We start from the raw sequence: 18,290 nt of genomic DNA on the forward strand, positions 1-18,290 counted from the left end.
CAGCGTAAACGCCGCGGAGGACTGGTTCGGCGAGCCGTCCGTCTCAACAGATCTGACGAGCGTCGCTCACAAAGATCGTCCGGGACGCGACACGGGTGCGTGCGCAAGGCCTACAAGGTGTGGACGGGGATCGCCGCCGGCGTCTTCGTGATCGTGGCGATCTCGGACCTGTCCGGGGCGTCCGAGGACCGCTCGCCGTCGTCGGCCTCGACGAGGGCCGCTACCTCGTCGTCCGTGCCCGCGGTTCCGGCCGCCGCGGCTCCCACGACAGTGGCCGCACCGGCCGGGGACGCCGTGACGGTGACGCACGTCGTCGACGGCGACACGTTCCGGACGTCGGACGGCGGGACGGTCCAGGTCATCGGGATCGACGCGTGCGAGCCGGGCACGTACGGCGGTGACGAGGCGACCCGGCACGCCAGGAGCACGCTGGAGGGCCGGCAGGTGACCCTGACCCGCGAGCCGGGCATCGAGCTGGACCGGCACGGCAACGACCTCCGCTACGTCGAGACGCCCGGGGGCGACTTCGCCGAGTCCGCCGTGATCTACGACCACACGACCGTCTACGACGGACATGGCGCGCCTGCGGCCTACCTCGCGGAGCTGCGGAGCCGGGACTACGGCGGACAGGTGTGCGCGGCCCCGGCCCCCGGCCCGGCAGGGACGTACTCGTCGGACGGCGACGGCAACGTCGACTGGCCGACGCCGGGTGACCAGGGCCTCCCCGACGGTCTCCTGACCGGCGGCTACTGCGCGCGGAAGTGGTGGTGCTGACATGAAGAAGTTCGGGCTCGCGCACCTCGTGGCGTTGATGATCGTGGTCGCGGTGGTCGTGACCATCGTGAAGTGGCTCCTGATCACCGCCGCGATCCTCGTCGTGCCGTTCGGCGCATGGTTCTTCTACGACCGCGTCTCGACGGCGAAGCGACGGACGGCCGCGGAACGGGCCGCGGCGAACGCGGCGGAGCGCCGTCGCGAGGTGGAGAGCCGCGCGGTCTTCGACGCGGCCGGCGGCTGCGGATGGTGCGGCCAACGCTCCATGCATCTCGACGCCCGCGGTGGCGTGATGCATCCGGCGGCGTTCCACCGCGCCGAGATCGAGGAGACGATCGCGGCGACGCCGCGGTAGTCCCGGGTCCCGTCCACCGGCCGTTCGGCCCAGTCCCCCGCGGCCGGATCCCGGTAACGTCGGTCACGAGGGCGGGTGCGGGAGGAGGCCGGTCGTGTCCAAGGTCGTGCTGCGGGTCGCGCAGATCGTCGGGGTGCTGGTGCTGGCGGGGATCGCGATCAGCGTGGCCGTCGGGCTGGTGCAGTGGATACTGGGAATCGCCCTGATCGTCGCGATCCCGGTGGGGGCGTACTGGATCTACAAGCAGGTGAAGGCGCGCAAGCAGCCGCCGGCGCTGGCCGCGGGCGCGCCCGTCACCCTCGGGCGGAGCGGCGGCGCGACCGACCGGCGGGCGGAGCTCGAGGGGCGCGCGGTGATCGACGCCGCCGGCCGCTGCGGCTGGTGCGGCTCGGCGACACTGCACAAGGACGAGTTCGGCTTCCCGACCACGCCGCTCAAGTACCACCGCGCCGAGATCGACGCGATGCTCTGATCGGCTTCGTCAGCTGCCCGGCAGCTTGACCACGCTGACGAAGAAGTGGTCGATCTGCTTGATGGCCTCGATGAACCCGTCGAAGTCCACCGGCTTGGTCACGTACGCGTTGGCGTGCAGCTGGTAGCTGCGCAGCACGTCCTCCTCCGCCTGGGACGTGGTGAGCACGATGACCGGGATCGAGCGCAGCGCCTCGTCCGCCTTGACCTCGGCGAGCACCTCGCGCCCGTCGCGGCGCGGCAGGTTCAGGTCGAGCAGGATCAGGTCCGGCCGCGGGCTGTCCTCGTAGGGCGCCTCGTTGCGCAGGTAGGCCAGCGCCGCGGCGCCGTCGGTGACGACGTCGAGCCGGTTGTGCAGGTGCTCCTCGAAGGCCTCGCGGGTCATGAGGACGTCGCCCGGGTCGTCCTCCACCAGGAGGACGTTGACGATGCGGGCGGGGTCGGTGAGGGCTTCGGTCACGACGGGGACTCCTTGCTCGGGACCGCGCCGGCGAGGGCCGGGTCGGCGGGGGGCGGGTCGGCCGGGGACACCGGCAGGGTCAGACGGATGGCCGTGCCGGGCTCGTCGGGCTCGCCGTGGTCGACCCAGATACGGCCGCCGTGGAACTCGACGATCTTCTTGGCCAGGGCCAGCCCGATGCCGGTGCCGGCGTAGACGTCGCGGCCGTGGAGGCGCTGGAAGATCACGAAGATCTTGTCGGCGAACTCGGGCTCGATGCCGATGCCGTTGTCCGACACCGAGACCTCCCACTCGTCGCCGCGCTGCACGGCGTCGACGCGGACGACCGGCGGCACGTCCGTGCGGTGGAACTTCAGACCGTTGCCGATCAGGTTCATCAGCAGCTGCTGGACCAGCGAGGGATCGCCGGGCACGGTGGGGAGCCCGTCCGCGATCGCGATCTCGCCGCCGGTCTCCTCCACCTGCGCGGCCAGCTGTGCCGCGGCCGCGCCGGCGGCCTTGCCCAGGTCGACCGGCTCGAAGCCGGTGGTGGTGCGGCCGACACGGGAGAACGCCAGCAGGTCGTTGATCAGCCGCTGCATGCGCTGGGCACCGTCGACGGCGAACTCGATGTACTGGTCGGCCCGCTCGTCGAGCTTGCCGCCGTAGCGCCGCTGCAGCAGCTGGCAGAAGCTCGAGACCTTGCGCAGCGGTTCCTGCAGGTCGTGGCTGGCGACGTAGGCGAACTGCTCCAGGTCCCGGTTGGAGCGCTCGAGGTCGCGGGTGCGGTCGTCGAGCTGGGCGTTGGCCTCCTGCAGCTCGTCGACCTCGCGCTGGATGTGGGAGCGCATGGCCTCGACGTCCGCCCCGAGCTCCACGAGCTCGCGCGGGCCGCTGCCGAGCACGCGGGTGCCGACGGAGCCCTCGACGACCTGGCGGGTCTGCGCCGCGAGCCGGCGGATCGGACTCAGGATGACCTTGCGCAGCCCGATCGAGGCGAGCAGCAGGAACACCGCGGCCACCGCCGTGATCGTGATCCCGACGACGGCGAGGAAGGTGATCGTCGAGTCCAGCCGCTGGCGGGCCGCGAGCCGTTCGGTCTGCAGGTCGTCGATCAGCGTGGCCGTGGCCACGCGGACGCGGTCGAAGAGCAGCCGGCCCTCCTCGGCGTTCGGCGTCGGCGCGCCGGCCCGGGCGGCCGCGATGGTGGGCTCGGCGTAGTCGCGGCGCCACGTGTCCGCGGCGACCTCGACCTCCTGCAGGTTCGCCGGGAGGCGCGCGCCGGGGAAGGACCGGTCCAGCGGCTGCAGCGCGGCGACGGCGGCCGCCTCGGCCTGCTTGCCGTTCACATAGGGCGCGAGGAAGACGTCGTTGGCGAGGATGGTGAACCCGCGCACCCCGGTCTCCTGGTCGCGCACCGCCGACGACAGGTTCTGGCTCGCGGTGACGGCCGGGGCGACCTCGTCGTAGAGCACGGTGCGCGCGTCGGCGATCCGGACGACGGCCCAGGCACCGAGCACGACGGCGAGCACCGAGAGCACCCCGAGGACGGTGGCGCCGACGGTGAACCACCGGCGCAGCGTCCAGCGCTGCTGCGCGTCCTCCATCGTGGCGGGGTCGAGCCGCAACCGGACCGGGCCGCGGCGTCGGGGGGCGGCAGGCGCGGTCACTCGTCCCCCGCGAGGTCCGTGAGCAGCAGCATGGCGACGTCGTCGGCGAGCGGGCCGCCGTTGATCCGCTCGACGTGCTCGACGAGCCTGCCCGGGAGCTCGGACATCGGGGTGTCCCGCTCCTTCCCGAGAACGTCGATCAGGCCCTCCTGCCAGAGCAGCTCGTCGGGCCGCGCGCCGCGGCCCTCGATCAGCCCGTCCGTGAACAGCAGCAACGCCCACCCCGGCGTCAGCTCGAGGATCTCGGGCTCCCACTTCGCGTCCCGCAGCACGCCGAGCGGCACGCCGACGCGCGGCCGCAACGACACCGGGCCGGGGCGCAGCGACACGGGCGGCGGGTGGCCGGCCGAGCGGAGCAGCACGCGGCTGCCGCCCTCGGGAGCCGGGTCGATCGTCAGGGTGCAGACGGTGGTGAACAGCGTGCGCTCGTGCCGCTCGCTGACCAGCACCTCCTGCAGGTTCGGCAGGACCTGCGGCTCGTCGACCCCGGCCAGCACCAGGGCCCGCCAGGAGACCCGGAGCAGGGCGCCGAGCGCGGCCTCGTCCGGACCGTGGCCGGACACGTCGCCGATGATCGCGTGCACCGTGCCCGACGGCCCGCGGACGGCGTCGAAGAAGTCCCCGCCGATCACCGCGCGGGTGCGTCCGGAGCGGTAGAAGGAGCGGCCGTGCACGGCGCTGCCGTCGAGCAGCAGCGACGGCAGCAGGCCGCGCTCGAGGCGCACCGACTCCGCGGCCACGAGCTGCTCCTCGCGGAGCCGGACCATGCTGGCCTCGGCCCGCCGGCGCTCGACGGCGTAGCGGATCGCGCGGATCAGCACGGCCCCGTCGGCCTTGTTCTTGACCAGGTAGTCCTGCGCGCCGACACCGACCGCGGCGATGCCGAGGTGCTCGTCGTCGAGCCCGGTGAGCACGCAGACGGCCGCGGACGGGTCCGCCTGCAGCACCTCGCGCAGCCCGTCGAGCCCGCTGACACCGGGCAGGTTCAGGTCCAGGAGCACGCAGTCCGCGGCGGGCAGCAGGTTCCGCTCGACGACCGCGCGCACCGACTCGGCGACGGTGACCCGCACGGACGGGTCGACCTCGGCGAGCAGTTCCTGCACGAGGAAGACGTCGCCCGGGTCGTCCTCGACCAGCAGGACCCGGTGGCTGGCCGCACCGGGCAGGGGTCGGGTCACGAACGGCCTCTCGGTCGGTGGAGCGGACCGCCAGCCTAATGGGACGCGGACGATCTCAGGCTGCGGGAGCACCCGCGAGCGTGCCCAGGACCGAGGTGAACAAACCCAGGCCCTGCTCGGAGGGCCCGGTGAGCAGGTCGATCGCGTGCTCCGGGTGCGGCATGAGGCCCACGACCCGGCCGTTCTCGGAGGCGACGCCCGCGATGTCCGCCGCGGAGCCGTTGGGGTTGCCGCCGACGTAGCGGAACACCACGCGGCCCTCGGCCTCCAGCGCCTTCAGCGTGTCCGGCGCGGCCACGAAGCGGCCCTCGGCGTTCTTCACCGGGACGAGGATCTCCTCGTCCCGGGTGAACCCGCTGGTCCAGGCGGTGTCGGCGTTCTCGACGCGGAGCTTCTGGTCCCGGCAGACGAAGTGCAGCTTCTCGTTGCGGGTCAGCGCGCCCGGCAGCAGCCCGGCCTCGCAGAGGATCTGGAAGCCGTTGCAGATGCCGAGGACCGGCAGGCCCTTCGCCGCGCCCTCGACGACCTCGCGCATGATGGGCGCGAGGCTCGCGATGGCGCCGGCGCGCAGGTAGTCGCCGTAGGAGAAACCGCCGGGGACGACGACCGCGTCGACCTCCTGCAGGTCGTGGTCGCCGTGCCAGAGCGCGACGGGCTCGGCGCCCGCGTAGCGGACCGCCCGCGAGGCGTCGACGTCGTCGAGCGTGCCGGGGAAGGTGATGACCCCGATCCGCGTGCTCATACCCGCGTCACCGTCCAGTCCTCGATCACCGGGTTGGCCAGCAGGTCGCCGGCGATGCGGTGCAGGGTCTCGTCGTCGACCGAGTCGTCGACCTCGAGCTCGAAGTGCTTGCCCTGCCGCACCTCGATGCCGGACACGCCGATCCGGGTGAGCGCGCGGGAGACCGCCTGGCCCTGCACGTCCAGGATCTCGGGCTTGGGCATCACGTCCACGACCACTCTCGCCACGCCGTCAAGCGTACGGTGAACTGCGACGACGACGGCGCCCCGCCCGGGTGAGGCTGGTGACACGCGGCCCGCGCGTGCCGGGGGCCGCGCACCGGAGCAGGGTGGGGGCATGCAGCTCACGCACTACGGCCACGCCTGCGTGCTGGTCGACACCGGTTCCGCCCGCCTGCTGTTCGACCCGGGCGCCTTCTCCACCGGTTTCGAGTCGCTGACCGGACTCGACGCGGTCCTGGTGACCCACCAGCACTTCGATCACCTCGACGCCGACCGGCTCACCGCGCTCCTGCGCGCCAACCCGGACGCCCGGCTGATCGTCGACGACGGCACCGCCGAGCAGCTCGACGGCCCGGAGTACGAGACCACCGCCCCGGGCGCGGTGCTCGAGGTCGCCGGCGCGCGGATCGAGGTGGTCGGGAACGGCGACCACGCGGAGATCCACCGGGACATCCCGATCATCCGCAACAACGGCTACCTGGTCGACGACGCCCTGCTGCACCCGGGCGACGCCTACGTCCCGCTGCCCGAGGGCCGCGACCCGGTCGACACCCTGCTGCTGCCGACGGGCGCGCCCTGGCTCAAGGCCGGCGACGCCGTGGACTACCTGCGTGCCATGACCCCGCGCACCGCCGTGCCGATCCACGAGGCGGTGCTCGCCAACCCGGCGATGCACTACGGCCTGTTCACCAACCTCGCGCCGAAGGGGACCACGGTCGAGGTGCTGGACCGGGAGAAGGCCACCACGGTCCGACCCTTGACCTGAACCGCACTTCACCTCCGAGGGTGGGTCCGGCGACGACCCGAGGAGGAGAAGTGCTGGTCATCAGGGTGGACGAGTTCGGCGGTCCCGAGGTGCTGCGGCCGGTGGAGGTGCCCGACCCGGTCGCGGGGCCGGGCGAGGTCGTGGTGGAGGTCGAGGCCGCCGGCGTGCTGACCCTCGACACGATCATCCGGCGTGGCGCCGCCGGCCCGCGGTTCGCGACCCCGCTCCCCTACGTCCCCGGGCGCGGGGCGGCGGGCCGGGTACGGGAGGTCGGCGCGGGCGTGGACGCGGGTTGGCTGGAGCGCCGTGTGCTGGCCGACGTCGAGGGCGGCGCCTACGCCGAGCAGCTCGTCGCGCCCCTCACCTCCGTCCTCCCCGTCCCCGACGGGCTCGGCGCGGCCGAGGCGATGGTGCTGCTGCACGACGGCGGCACTGCGCTGGCCCTGTTCGGCGACCTCGGCGTGCGGCCCGGCGAGCTCGTGCTCGTCCTGCCGGCGGCGGGCGGGGCGGGCAGCCTGCTCGTGCAGCTCGCACGGTCGACCGGGGCGCGGGTGATCGGTGCGGCGCGCGGCGCCGAGAAGCTCGCGCTGGCCCGCTCGCTCGGCGCGGACCTCGCCGTCGACTACGGCGAACCGGAGTGGGCGGACGCCGTGCGCCGCCGGGTCGGCCAGGTCGACGTGGTGCTGGACGGCGTGGGCGGCGCGCTCGGCCGGGCCGCGTTCGGGCTGGTCGGCGCGGGTGGCCGCTACTCCAACTACGGCGTCGCGGGTGGCGGTCCGACCGAGGTGGACCCGGTGGAGGCGCACTCCCGGGGGATCGGCGTGCGGGGGACGGAGCAGCTCGCCGGGTTCGGGGGCGGCCGGCGGGCCCGCCAGGAGCGGATGCTGCGGGAGGCGGCCGCGGGCCGGATCCGGCCGGTGGTGGGGCGGCGCTTCCCGCTCGCGAAGGCGGCGGACGCCCACACCGCGCTGCAGGACCGCGAGGTCGCCGGCAAGGCGGTGCTGGTTCCCTGAGCCCGAGGTCGGCACCTCCGGGCCGCACGTCCCGGGACGACGGGGACGTGGGGTTCCGGGCGACCGGAGGTGCCGACCCGCGCGTGGCCCTACTGCTGACCGATGTCGAGCCAGGCGTACTCACCCACGAAGCGCTCCAGCACCGTGGCGTCGATGTTGTCCTTGGCCCACTGGCGGGCGACCTCGTCGGCGGCCTCGGCCTCCGCCTGCGACGCCCAGGCGCTCATCGAGATGATCTTCCCCTCCTGGGTCATCACCCCGTAGGCGAGGTAGCCGGGCTGGGCCTGCATGAGCGGCAGGACACCGGCTTTCGCCTTCGCGATCATCTCCTGCTCGTCACCGGCGAACGAGTAGATGACACAGCGGCCGTGCGGCATGTCCCTCTCCCTTCTCGCGGTCCTGCGGGAGCCGGACAGGGTCCTCCGACGATCGAGGAAGCGCCAGGGGCCTCAGGCGGTGCGGGCGGCCGGGCTCGCGGACAGCGCGGCGTAGGTGGTGGGCCACGCCCCCTCGGCGAGGACGGCGTCGACGGTCTCCCGCACCGTGCGGACCCGGTCGTCGTGGCGGAGGTCCTTGGCGCGCACGCCGATCCGCACGACACCCGCCCGGCGGGCGATCCGCACGGCCTCGGCGTGCAGCACCCGGCAGCGCCAGGATTCGGCCCGCCGCCGGTCGTCACCGGACACCACGGCGTCGAGCCGGAAGCCGAGGGCGCGCGCCCGCAGGAGCACGCCGTCGGCGAAGAGGTGGACGCCGCCGTCGTCGAGACACATGCGGAAGCCCTGTTCGCGCACCGCCTCGACGGTGCCGGGCGAGGCGAGCCAGCGCGGCGCGGCGAACACGGCGGTGCCCAGCCCGAGACCGGTGAGCGCGCGCCGGGCGGCGGTGAGCCGGAGGCCGGCCTCGTGCCGGGGCAGCGCGGCGAACTCGCCCTTGCGCCCGACGCCGCCGCGCCGCGCGGGGTCCGGGGTGTGGTCGTAGCCGTGCAGGGCGAGCTCGTCGGCACCGCGGGTGCGGTCGCGCAGCCACCCCAGCAGCTCGGGCGGCGGCGGCCCGTCCGGCGAGGCGGGCTGCACCAGGTGGGTCAGCGGGACGCCGCGCAGGTCGAGGTCGGCGGCCAGCGCGCGGGCGCGGGGCAGGGCGTCGGCCCGGGCGTCGGTGAGCCCGGAGAGCGAGACGACCAGTCGGGCGGACATGCCCCGAAGGGAACGCTCCGCAGGTGAACGGCGCCGGACAGGGTCGTGAGTGGCGATGGTCGCTCTGGCGACCATCGCCACTCACAGGGTCCAGGGGCTGCCGGTGATCCGCTCGTAGACCTCGGTGTAGCGGGCGCGGACGGCCGCGACCACCTCCGGCGGGACCTCGGGGCCGGGCTCGGTCTTGTCCCAGCCCGTGGAGAGCGCCCACTCCCGCGCGTACTGCTTGTCGAAGCTGTACTGCGGGCGGCCGGGCTCCCACTGGTCGGCGGGCCAGAACCGCGACGAGTCCGGCGTGAGCACCTCGTCGCCCAGCACGATCCGCCCGTCGGCGTCCCGGCCGAACTCCAGCTTGGTGTCGGCGAGCAGGATCCCGTTCTTCTCCGTGATCTCCGCGCCCATCCGGTAGACCTCGAGCGTGAGGTCCCGGATCCGGGCCGCGGTCTCGGCGCCGACCAGGTCCTCGACCTGCGCGAACGTGATCGCCTCGTCGTGCTGCCCCTTCGGCGCCTTGCTCGACGGCGTGAAGATCGGCTCGGGGAACCGCGACCCGTCCTCCAGCCCGGGCGGCAGCGCGATGCCGGACACGGTGCCGGTCTCGCGGTACTCCGTGAGGCCGCCGCCGGTCAGGTAGCCGCGAGCCACGCACTCGACCGGCAGCATCTCCAGCCGCCGGCACCGCACCGCCCGGCCTGCGAACTCCTCGGGGACGTCCGTGGAGCTCAGGACGTGGTGCGGCACGAGGTCCGCGACCTTGTCGAACCACCACAGGGAGAGCGAGGTGAGGATCTTGCCCTTGTCCGGCACCGGCGTCGGGAGGATGACGTCGAACACCGACAGCCGGTCCGACGCGACCAGGACGATGTCGCCCCGGTCCTCGTAGATGTCCCGGACCTTGCCGGAGTGCAGCAGCTTCACAGGATCGCTCCGGGGGTGTAGGCCGCGGCCTCGGGCAGCGCGTCCGTGATCTCCGCGACCTGCGCGACCACCGCGGCGACCTGCGCGGTCGCGGCGCCGGTGAAGGACAGCGGGTCGGCGAGCAGCCCGTCGAGCAGGCCCGCCGGGAGCCCCAGGCGCTCGTCGGCCTGCAGGCGCTCGACCAGGTCGTTGTCCTGCTGGCCCTTCTCCCGCATCGCCAGCGCGACGCCGACCGCGTGCTCCTTGATCACCTCGTGCGCGGTCTCCCGGCCGACCCCGGCCCGCACCGCCGCCATCAGCACCTTGGTGGTGGCGAGGAAAGGCAGGTAGCGGTCCAGCTCGCGGGCGATCACGGCCGGGTAGGCGCCGAACTCGTCGAGCACGGTCAGCGTGGTCTCGTAGAGGCCGTCGAGGGCGAAGAAGGCGTCGGGCAGCGCGACCCGGCGGACGACGGAGCAGAACACGTCGCCCTCGTTCCACTGCGCGCCGGCCAGCTCGGCGGCCATCGACGCGGTGCCGCGCAGCACCACCTGCAGCCCGTTGATCCGCTCCGCGGAGCGGGTGTTCATCTTGTGCGGCATCGCGCTCGACCCGACCTGGCCGGGCTTGAAGCCCTCGGTCGCGAGCTCCTGGCCCGCCATCAGCCGGATCGTGGTGGCGAGCGACGACGGCGCCGCGCCCAGCTGCACGAGCAGCGAGCAGACGTCGTGGTCGAGCGAGCGGGGGTACACCTGCCCGACGCTGGTGAACACGCCCGCGAAACCGAGGTGCCCGGCGACCCGGGACTCGAGCTGCGCCAGCTTGGCGGCGTCGCCGTCGAGCAGGTCGAGCATGTCCTGGGCCGTGCCGACCGGGCCCTTGATGCCGCGCAGCGGGTAGCGCGCCCGCAGCTCCTCCAGCCGCCGGTACGCGACGAGCAGCTCGTCGGCCGCGGAGGCGAAGCGCTTGCCGAGCGTGGTGGCCTGGGCCGCGACGTTGTGGCTGCGGCCGGCCATGACCAGCTCGGCGTACTCCGACGCCCGGCGCGCCAGCCGGGCCAGCACCGCGACCGTGCGGTCCCGGACCAGCTCCAGGGACAGCCGCATCTGCAGCTGCTCGACGTTCTCGGTGAGGTCGCGGCTGGTCAGGCCCTTGTGCACCTGCTCGTGGCCGGCGAGGGCGTTGAACTCCTCGATCCGGGCCTTCACGTCGTGCCGCGTGACGCGCTCGCGCTCGGCGATCGAGGCGAGGTCGACCTGCTCGACCACGCGCTCGTAGTCGGCGATCGCCTGCTCCGGCACGTCGACACCCAGATCGCGCTGCGCCTTGAGCACCGCGATCCACAGGCGCCGCTCCAGCACGATCTTGTACTCGGGCGACCAGATCTCGACCAGCTCGGGGCTCGCGTACCGCGCGGCCAGCACGTTGGGGATCACGTCTGACCAGGGTACGTGGCTACAGAACGCGCAGGAGCGCCGCCCGCGCGGTGGCCCGGGGATCGGGGTCGGCCTCGATCAGCGCGGACAGGACCGCGCCGTCGACGACCTCGATCACCCGCCGCAGCCCGCCCGCGTCGAGCGGGTGCCCGGCACGGGCCAGGGCCTCGGTGAGCAGGCTGTCGAGCTCGGCGCGCAGGGTGCGCATGAGCGGGGCGAGGTAGGGCCGCCGCCCGGCCCCGACGAGCTGCTCGTAGCGCAGCAGCACCGCGTCGAGCCCGCCCTTGCGGGAGTCCCGGCCCAGCAGCTGGTCGAGCACCAGCTCGAGCGGGTCCGCCTCGGTGCCGGCGTCGAGCTCCGCGCGGCCGGCCGCGAGCTCCTGCCGGCTGGTGAGCTCGACCGCGGCCGTGACCAGCTCGTCGAGCGAGTCGAAGTAGTACGTCGTGGAGGCGAGCGGGAGGCCGGCGCGTTCGGCGACCGCACGGTGCCGGACGGCGTCGAAGCCGCCCTCGCGGAGCAGCTCCCCCGCGGCCTCGGTGAGCGCCTGCCGGCGGCGCTCGCCCTTCTCCGTGGTCACGCCGCCAGTCTGCCCTGCGGTCCCCTGCTCACAGCTGCGGGCCGAGCGCCTCCGCCAGCGGCCGGACATCGTCGGCGAAGGGGACGCCGCCGGAGTCCGCGTCGCCGCGCGAGGTCACCACCACGGTGCCGCCCGAGGCGGTCGGCACCTCCGCGGTGACCCAGCCCACCGCGCTCGCGGTCTGGGCGGGCGGCCCCCCCGCCGGGGTGTAGACGACGGTGAGCAGGCCGGTCAGCGCCCCGTCGGTGACCTCCAGGTTGACCTCGCGGCCGCCCCCGGGCCGGCAGATCATCGTGGTCGGCGCCTCCCGCGCGCCGGCCAGCCCGGGCAGCGCCGCGTCGACCAGCGCCCGCAGCTCCGGGTCCTGCGGGTTCACGCAGTCCCCCGCGGCCGGGCCCAGCGGCGCTCCCGACCGGGGCGCCGACGGGGCCGCCGCGGCCCGCGGTGCCGCCGCGTCGGCCGCCGATCCGGGCCCTGCCTGCTCGGCCCGCTCAGGCGCCGGGGCCGCCGCCGAGGTCGTGGTGCCGCCGTCGCGGGTGAGCACGACCCCGGTCGTGACCCCGCCGGCCAGCACGATCGCCGCGGCGGCGACGCCGCCGGCGACCAGCGTCCGGCGCCGCCGGGCGAGTCGCCGCGAGCCCGCGAGCACGTCCTCGTGGTCGAAGCCGGCCTCGGGGGCGTCCTGCACGGCGGCCCGGAAGGCGGCCGCCAGCCGGTCGTCGTCGTTCTCCATCCGGGTCACCTCCTCGTCCCGTCCGTCATCCCGCGGCCCGGAGGTCGTCGAGCGTGTCCCCCAGGATCGCCCGCAACGCCGCCAACCCGTGTGCGGTCTGGCTCTTCACCGTGCCGGTCGAGCAGCCGAGCGCCTCCGCCGTGGCCGTGACGTCGAGTCCCTCCAGGTATCGCAGCACCAGGACCGCGCGCTGCCGGGCCGGGACCGCGCGCAACGCCTCGACCAGGGCCGTCCGCGTCGCGACCCCGTCGGCCGACGGGCCCGTGGCCGCGCGGTCCGGGGTGATCTCGACCGGCCGCTCGCGGCGCCAGGGCCGGCGCGACTCGTCGACGACCGCCCGCACCAGAGTCCGCCGCACCCAGGCGTCGAGCGCCTGCGGGTCGCGGATGCGGTGCCAGTGCCGGTGCAGCGCGACGAACGCCGACTGCGCGTGGTCGTCCGCCCGGTGCCAGTCCCCGCAGAGCAGGAAGGCCGTGCGGCGCACGGCGTCGCGGCGCGCGCGGAAGTACTCCGCGAACGCGCGCTCGGCGGCGTCGTCCACCTGGTGCCCTCCCTTCGTCGCCCCTGTGACGATGCGGACGCCGACCACGGTTGCATCCCCCCACCGACCTCACCCGTCCGGCCCAACGTCGTGACCTTTTCGTGACCCGGCGAGACCGAGAGTGGCGGGGGCTGACAGAATTCCGTCCGATGCGGACCCCGACGCGATCCCGGCGACCTGCGGCGAGAACTGTCTCCTCGGCGGTCTCCGCCCGGGCCAAGGCGAGCAAGCCGGATCCGGACGCGCCGATCGACCTCCGGTCGGACACGGTCACCCGGCCGACCCGCGAGATGCGCGCGGCGATGGCCGACGCCGAGGTGGGCGACGACGTCCTCGACGGCGACCCCACGCTGCGCGAGCTGGAGGAGCGGGTCGCGGGGATCCTCGGGGCGTCGGCCGCCCTGTGGACGCCGAGCGGCTCGATGGGCAACCTCATCGCGCTGATGTCGCACCTGCAGCGGGGCGACTCGTTCCTGGCCCCGAAGGGCGCCCACGTGCTCGACGCCGAGCTGGGCACCGCCGCCTGGCTGGCCGGCGGCATGCCGCAGCCGCTCGACCACGACGCCGGGCCCGGCAAGGTCTCCGCCGCCGCGGTCCGCCGCGCCGCGGGCACCGCCGGGCCGTACTACACGTTGCGCACCCGGCTGCTGTGCCTGGAGAACACGCACAACGCCGCGGGCGGCACCGTCACCCGCCCCGAGGAGCACGCGAAGGCCGCCGGCGCCGCCCGGGCCGCCGGCCTCGCCGTGCACCTCGACGGTGCGCGGCTCTGGCACGCCGCCGTGAAGCTCGGTGTGCCGCCGGGCGCGCTGACCGTCGGGTCCGACACGGTGCAGGTCTGCCTGTCGAAGGGCCTCGGCGCGCCGGTCGGGTCGGTCGTCGCCGGGTCGGTCGAGTTCGTCGAGGAGGCCCGCCGGCTGCGCAAGATGCTCGGCGGCGGGGTCCGGCAGGGCGGCGTGCTGGGCGCGGCCGGGCTGGTCGCGCTGGACCGGATCGACCGGCTGGCCGAGGACCACGCCCGCGCCGCCACGCTCGCCGCCGGCCTGCGCGAGCGCGGCTGGCGGGTGCAGGAGCCCGAGACCAACATCGTGCTGGTCACCGTGGCCGACCTGGCCGGGACGATCGCCCGGTTCGCCGAGGCCGGGGTGCGGGTCAGCGCCATGTCCGGGAAGGTCCGGCTGATGACGCACGCCGACCTCACCGACGCGGACGTCAGCGCGGCGCTGGATCGGATCGGACCGCTGGAGCGGGCCGTCCGGCAGCCGGCGGCTCCAGCGCGTCGAGCCGCGCCCTGAGCCGGCGCACCTCCTCGAGCAGCAGGTCGATCTTCCGCTCGGACTCGGCGAGCTCGCTCTCCGTGCGCTCTGCCGTCGTCTCCGCGGTGCGCCGCAGGTTCTCGACGAACCAGCTGGCGATCGACGCCGTCACCACGCCGAGCAGCGCGATCCCGGCCACCATCAGCGTCGCCGCGATGATCCGCCCCTCGACCGTGACCGGGTAGCGGTCGCCGTAGCCGACCGTCGAGATCGTGGTGATCGTCCACCACACCGCCTCGCCGAAGGTCGTGATCGACGCGTCCGGGGCGCCGCGCTCGGCGTCGTACACCGCGAGCGCCGCGACGAACCCGACGAGCGCCACGGTGCCGGTCACGTACACCGCGACCCGGCCGCGGAAGTCGTCCCGCAGCTGCCGGTTCAGCACGCTGATCACCGTGACCAGCCGCAGCACCCGCAGCTGGCGGAACATCGGCAGCAGCAGGATCGCCAGGTCGAGCAGGTGCGTGCCGACGAACCGCAGGCGCCGCCGGGCCAGCGCGAGCCGGATCAGGTAGTCCACCCCGAACACGACCCAGACCACGGTGAGACCCGTGTCGACGGCCGCGCGCGTGTCCGGCGACAGCGAGGTGTCCAGCACTGTCCACGCGTAGCAGGCCAGGAACGCGACCGCGAGGACGGTCAGCGGCCAGTCCAGCCACCGGTTCCAGGCCGCGATGCGCGGCTCCTCGCGCTGTGCGTCCGCACTGGTCATGCGGTCACTATGACCGCTTCGCCACGAAGGGCCGCAACCGCTCGAGTGCCTCGGCGATCGGCTCGGTCGCCCCGGCGAAGGACAGGCGCACGTACCGGTGGCCGTCCACGGGGTCGAAGTCGACACCGGGGGCGACCGCGATCCCGGTCTCGTCGAGCAGCTCGTAGGTCAGCCGCATGGAGTCCTCGGTGAGGTGGCCGACGTCGGCGTAGACGTAGAAGGCCCCGTCGGCGGGCGCGAGCCGCTCGATCCCCAGCGCGGGCAGGCCGCGCAGCAGCAGGTCCCGGTTCACGGCGTAGCGCTCCACGTGCGAGTCCGCCTCGGCGTAGGACTCCGGGGTGAACGCGGAGACGGCGGCGTGCTGCGGGAGCGCGGGCGGGCAGACGGTGAGGTTGCCCGCGAGCCGGTCCACGGCCCGGCGCAGCCGCTCGGGCACCAGCAGCCAGCCCAGCCGCCAGCCCGTCATCGAGAAGTACTTCGAGAAGGAGTTGACGACGATCGCCTCGCGGGAGGTCTCCCAGGCGCAGGCCGTCGCGGGCGAGCCCGCGTAGCCGATGCCGTGGTAGATCTCGTCGCTCACGAACTGGATCCCGCGCTCCTCGCAGTACCGCGCGAGCCCGGCCAGCTCCGCCGGGTCCAGCACCGTCCCGGTCGGGTTCGCCGGGCTGGCCACGATCAGGCCCTTCACCGGCTCGTCGAGCTCCTCCAGCATCGCGACCGTCGGCTGGAACCGGGTGTCGGGCCCGCACGGCAGCTCGACGACCTCGCAGCCGAGCGCGGTGAGGATGTTGCGGTAGCAGGGGTAGCCGGGGCGGGCCATCGCCACGCGGTCGCCGGCGTCGAAGGCGGCCAGGAAGGCGAGGAGGAAGCCGCCGGAGCCGGCGGTGGTGACCACGACGTCGTCGGGGTCGACGGCGAGGCCGTAGGCGTGCCCGTGGTGGGCGGCGATGCCGGCCCGCAGCTCCGGGATGCCGAGGGCGACGGTGTAGCCGAGCACCTCGGTCTCCAGCGCCGCCGCGGCGGCGGCCCGGACGGGTGCGGGCGCCGGGGTGGAGGGCTGCCCGGCGGAGAGGTTGATCAGGTCACCGCGGGTGCGCTGCCGCTCGCCGGCGGCCGCCCAGACGTCCATGACGTGGAAGGGGGCGATGCCGGACCGGGCCGAGGGGCCCGCGATCCCGGGGTTCAGGGAGGTCACGCCCGCGAGCCTAAAACTCCGGTCCGGGCGGTGCGGTGCCGCCGCCGGGGACACCGCACCGCGACACGCCCGGCCTGAGCCCCTGGTGCCGGGCGCGGAGGCCGGACGGCGCCGGACGGGTCTTCGGGGGACCCGCCCGGGCGCCGTGGCGACCGGTGCCGGACGACGGTCAGGAGAAGCCCGCCGCCGGCGACGGATCAGCTCTCGAACTGGCCCGTCAGCACACCGACGACGTCGAAGACCTGCTTGTCGGTGGCGGCGACGGTCTCGTCGACGTACTCGAGGGCCGGCTCCAGCGGCGGGGTGCCGTGGGTGACGTTCTCGTCGAGGTAGGCGCCGACCGGGGCCAGCTCGGCCGCGGAGGCCGGACCGGCGACCGCGAGCATCGCGGCCGGGGCGGCGACGGCCGCGAAGCCCAGCTTCGCGAGGGTCGGACGGGTGGTGCGGGGAGCATGCGAACCCATGGGATCTCGCTTTCGGGGGATTCGGATTCCTTCGGTACGCCGGGCACGTCGGTGTGCGCGACGACGGGGGAACCCTGGCCGTCCGACCCCTCCGTGATCAACCGGCGGCGAACGGGTTTACACGCTGTTTGCACGCTGACAACCACACCCGCACAGCCCTGTTTGTTGGTCCGATCGGGCTACTCCCTGGTTACCGGACGTCCGGCACGTTTGCCGGATTCGGGACCATGCGGACGGCCGGCCGCAACGGCGGGGACACACCGCGGAAACCTGGACCACGGACGCGTGAAGCGGAGATCACCGTCCGGGGACCGAGACCTCGCCCTTCTCCGCCCGCAGTGCGATGTCCGTGCGGTGGTGCGAGCCCGCGAGGTGGATGCCCTCCACCCGCCGGTAGACGTCGGCACGCGCGGCGGCGAGGTCCGGGCCGGTGCCCACCACGGACAGCACCCGGCCGCCCGCCGAGACCACCGCGCCGTCGTCCCGCCGGCGGGTGCCGGCGTGCAGCACGCCCTCGGCCTCCGCCCCGCTGATGACGTCGCCGAGCCGCGGCGTGCCCGGGTAGCCCTCGGCGGCCACGACGACCGTGACCGCGGCGCCGTCGCTCCACTCGAGCGGTGCCTGGTCGGCGAGCGTGCCGGTCGCGACGGCGTGCAGCACCCCGGCGAGCGGCGTGCGCAGCAGCGCCAGCACCACCTGGGTCTCCGGGTCGCCGAAGCGGCAGTTGAACTCGATGACCGCGGGACCGTTCGAGGTCAGGGCGAGGCCGGCGTAGAGCAGCCCGCTGAACGGCGTGCCGCGCCGCGCGAGCTCGTCGGCGACCGGCTGGACGACCCGGGCCACCAGGTCGTCGACGAGGCCCTCGCCGGCCCACGGCAGCGGGGCGTAGGCGCCCATGCCGCCGGTGTTCGGCCCGGAGTCGCCGTCGCCGACCCGCTTGAAGTCCTGGGCGGGGACCAGCGGCACCACGGTCGTGCCGTCGACCAGGCAGAACAGGGAGGCCTCCGGCCCGTCGAGGAAGGCCTCGAGCAGGACCGGGTGACCCTCGTCGAGCAGGTGCATGGCGTGCGCCCGCGCGATCTCCAGGTCCTCGCTGACCACCACGCCCTTGCCGGCGGCCAGCCCGTCGTCCTTGACGACGTACGGCGGGATGAAGCCGGCCAGCGCGGCGTCCAGGTTCGCCGGGTTGTCCACGACGGTCGACGTGGCCGTCGGTACGCCGGCGGCGGCCATGACGTCCTTGGCGAACTGCTTGGACCCCTCGATGCGGGCCGCCGCGGCGCCCGGACCGAACACCGGGATGCCCGCCTCGCGGACCGCGTCGGCGACGCCGGCGACCAGCGGCACCTCCGGCCCGATCACCACGAGCCCGGCGTCCCACTCCCGGGCCAGCGCCACCACGGCGGCGCCGTCACGGGCGTCGAGCCCGTGCTGCTCGGCGACCGCCGCGGTCCCCGCGTTGCCGGGGGCGCAGGCCAGCGCCGTCACCTGGGGGTCCTGCGCCAGGGCGAGGACCAGGGCGTGTTCTCGGGCTCCGCTCCCGACGACCAGTACGCGCACGGGTCGGAAGCCTAGACGCCGTGACGGCCGGTCC

Annotated in this window: 22 protein-coding genes; 6 read left to right on the forward strand and 16 right to left on the reverse strand. The window is 74.4% G+C overall.

Annotated elements, in window-relative coordinates; translation table 11 throughout:
• Positions 1–99 precede the first annotated feature (99 nt).
• The 3 genes from PKE99_RS13135 (at position 100) to PKE99_RS13145 (ending at position 1,601) form a co-directional block, all read left to right on the forward strand.
• Positions 100–774 (forward strand): thermonuclease family protein, encoded by a 675-nt coding sequence (locus PKE99_RS13135; RefSeq protein WP_156067797.1) that lies wholly within the window; start codon positions 100–102, stop codon positions 772–774.
• Between the two features lies 1 nt (position 775).
• Positions 776–1,129, forward strand: a complete 354-nt coding sequence (locus PKE99_RS13140) for a hypothetical protein (RefSeq protein ID WP_037049499.1) — start codon at positions 776–778, stop codon at positions 1,127–1,129.
• A gap of 94 nt (positions 1,130–1,223) precedes the next feature.
• Positions 1,224–1,601 (forward strand): hypothetical protein, encoded by a 378-nt coding sequence (locus PKE99_RS13145; protein ID WP_037049497.1) that lies wholly within the window; start codon positions 1,224–1,226, stop codon positions 1,599–1,601.
• 9 nt (positions 1,602–1,610) lie between these two features.
• Here the strand turns inward: PKE99_RS13145 and PKE99_RS13150 are convergent, their stop codons facing one another.
• Genes PKE99_RS13150 through purS form a run of 5 tightly spaced genes read right to left on the reverse strand, consistent with a single transcriptional unit; the run spans position 1,611 to position 5,856 of the window.
• Positions 1,611–2,060 (reverse strand): response regulator, encoded by a 450-nt coding sequence (locus tag PKE99_RS13150; RefSeq protein WP_037049495.1) that lies wholly within the window; start codon positions 2,058–2,060, stop codon positions 1,611–1,613.
• On the reverse strand, positions 2,057–3,709 hold the full coding sequence (locus tag PKE99_RS13155; protein WP_051737853.1) for a sensor histidine kinase: 1,653 nt from the start codon (positions 3,707–3,709) through the stop codon (positions 2,057–2,059). Before PKE99_RS13155 ends, PKE99_RS13150 begins: the two co-directional genes overlap by 4 nt.
• Positions 3,706–4,887, reverse strand: a complete 1,182-nt coding sequence (locus PKE99_RS13160) for a PP2C family protein-serine/threonine phosphatase (RefSeq protein ID WP_037049492.1) — start codon at positions 4,885–4,887, stop codon at positions 3,706–3,708. Before PKE99_RS13160 ends, PKE99_RS13155 begins: the two co-directional genes overlap by 4 nt.
• Positions 4,888–4,942: 55 nt before the next feature.
• Positions 4,943–5,629: a phosphoribosylformylglycinamidine synthase subunit PurQ gene (gene purQ / locus PKE99_RS13165; RefSeq protein ID WP_037049490.1), complete on the reverse strand. Its 687-nt coding sequence runs from the start codon at positions 5,627–5,629 to the stop codon at positions 4,943–4,945.
• Complete coding sequence (gene purS / locus PKE99_RS13170; protein WP_037049488.1) at positions 5,626–5,856, reverse strand: phosphoribosylformylglycinamidine synthase subunit PurS; 231 nt, start codon at positions 5,854–5,856, stop codon at positions 5,626–5,628. The genes purQ and purS overlap by 4 nt, the downstream gene beginning before the upstream one ends.
• 109 nt (positions 5,857–5,965) lie before the next feature.
• Between purS and PKE99_RS13175 the strand changes: the two genes are divergently transcribed.
• The gene (locus tag PKE99_RS13175; protein WP_037049486.1) at positions 5,966–6,616 is read left to right on the forward strand and encodes an MBL fold metallo-hydrolase; all 651 of its coding nucleotides are present in this window, start codon (positions 5,966–5,968) and stop codon (positions 6,614–6,616) included.
• A gap of 50 nt (positions 6,617–6,666) precedes the next feature.
• Positions 6,667–7,629: a zinc-binding dehydrogenase gene (locus PKE99_RS13180; protein ID WP_037049485.1), complete on the forward strand. Its 963-nt coding sequence runs from the start codon at positions 6,667–6,669 to the stop codon at positions 7,627–7,629.
• 89 nt (positions 7,630–7,718) lie between these two features.
• On the opposite strand, the gene PKE99_RS13185 is transcribed toward PKE99_RS13180, so the two are convergent.
• The 7 genes from PKE99_RS13185 to PKE99_RS13215 all read right to left on the reverse strand — a co-directional run bounded on the left by PKE99_RS13185 (position 7,719) and on the right by PKE99_RS13215 (position 13,009).
• Complete coding sequence (locus tag PKE99_RS13185) at positions 7,719–8,006, reverse strand: hypothetical protein (protein WP_037049482.1); 288 nt, start codon at positions 8,004–8,006, stop codon at positions 7,719–7,721.
• 72 nt (positions 8,007–8,078) lie between these two features.
• A complete protein-coding gene (locus PKE99_RS13190) occupies positions 8,079–8,825 on the reverse strand; it encodes a DUF2334 domain-containing protein (RefSeq protein ID WP_051737852.1) in 747 nt (248 codons plus the stop codon).
• 81 nt (positions 8,826–8,906) lie between these two features.
• A complete protein-coding gene (locus PKE99_RS13195) occupies positions 8,907–9,743 on the reverse strand; it encodes a phosphoribosylaminoimidazolesuccinocarboxamide synthase (protein ID WP_037049480.1) in 837 nt (278 codons plus the stop codon).
• Positions 9,740–11,158 carry an adenylosuccinate lyase gene (gene purB / locus PKE99_RS13200; protein ID WP_037049477.1) on the reverse strand — a complete coding sequence of 473 codons (1,419 nt, stop codon included), beginning with the start codon at positions 11,156–11,158 and terminating at the stop codon, positions 9,740–9,742. The genes PKE99_RS13195 and purB overlap by 4 nt, the downstream gene beginning before the upstream one ends.
• Before the next feature lie 19 nt (positions 11,159–11,177).
• Positions 11,178–11,804 carry a TetR/AcrR family transcriptional regulator gene (locus PKE99_RS13205; RefSeq protein WP_081924483.1) on the reverse strand — a complete coding sequence of 209 codons (627 nt, stop codon included), beginning with the start codon at positions 11,802–11,804 and terminating at the stop codon, positions 11,178–11,180.
• A complete protein-coding gene (locus tag PKE99_RS13210; RefSeq protein WP_051737851.1) occupies positions 11,764–12,468 on the reverse strand; it encodes a hypothetical protein in 705 nt (234 codons plus the stop codon). Before PKE99_RS13210 ends, PKE99_RS13205 begins: the two co-directional genes overlap by 41 nt.
• Positions 12,469–12,493: 25 nt before the next feature.
• Positions 12,494–13,009, reverse strand: coding sequence for a SigE family RNA polymerase sigma factor (locus PKE99_RS13215; protein WP_037049580.1), 516 nt, complete (start codon positions 13,007–13,009; stop codon positions 12,494–12,496).
• A gap of 290 nt (positions 13,010–13,299) precedes the next feature.
• Between PKE99_RS13215 and PKE99_RS13220 the strand changes: the two genes are divergently transcribed.
• A complete protein-coding gene (locus tag PKE99_RS13220; RefSeq protein WP_231498332.1) occupies positions 13,300–14,304 on the forward strand; it encodes a threonine aldolase family protein in 1,005 nt (334 codons plus the stop codon).
• Here PKE99_RS13220 and PKE99_RS13225 read toward each other — a convergent pair.
• The 4 genes from PKE99_RS13225 to purD all read right to left on the reverse strand — a co-directional run bounded on the left by PKE99_RS13225 (position 14,222) and on the right by purD (position 18,256).
• Complete coding sequence (locus PKE99_RS13225) at positions 14,222–15,037, reverse strand: ion channel (protein ID WP_051737850.1); 816 nt, start codon at positions 15,035–15,037, stop codon at positions 14,222–14,224. The genes PKE99_RS13220 and PKE99_RS13225 overlap by 83 nt on opposite strands.
• Positions 15,038–15,044: 7 nt before the next feature.
• Positions 15,045–16,166, reverse strand: a complete 1,122-nt coding sequence (locus tag PKE99_RS13230) for a pyridoxal phosphate-dependent aminotransferase (RefSeq protein ID WP_051737868.1) — start codon at positions 16,164–16,166, stop codon at positions 15,045–15,047.
• Between the two features lie 263 nt (positions 16,167–16,429).
• The gene (locus tag PKE99_RS13235) at positions 16,430–16,696 is read right to left on the reverse strand and encodes a hypothetical protein (protein WP_037049472.1); all 267 of its coding nucleotides are present in this window, start codon (positions 16,694–16,696) and stop codon (positions 16,430–16,432) included.
• Between the two features lie 297 nt (positions 16,697–16,993).
• The gene (gene purD / locus PKE99_RS13240) at positions 16,994–18,256 is read right to left on the reverse strand and encodes a phosphoribosylamine--glycine ligase (RefSeq protein ID WP_037049471.1); all 1,263 of its coding nucleotides are present in this window, start codon (positions 18,254–18,256) and stop codon (positions 16,994–16,996) included.
• Positions 18,257–18,290 lie beyond the last annotated feature (34 nt).

Source organism: Pseudonocardia halophobica (assembly GCF_027922425.1).
In the GTDB taxonomy this organism is placed as follows: Bacteria; Actinomycetota; Actinomycetes; order Mycobacteriales; family Pseudonocardiaceae; genus Pseudonocardia; species Pseudonocardia halophobica.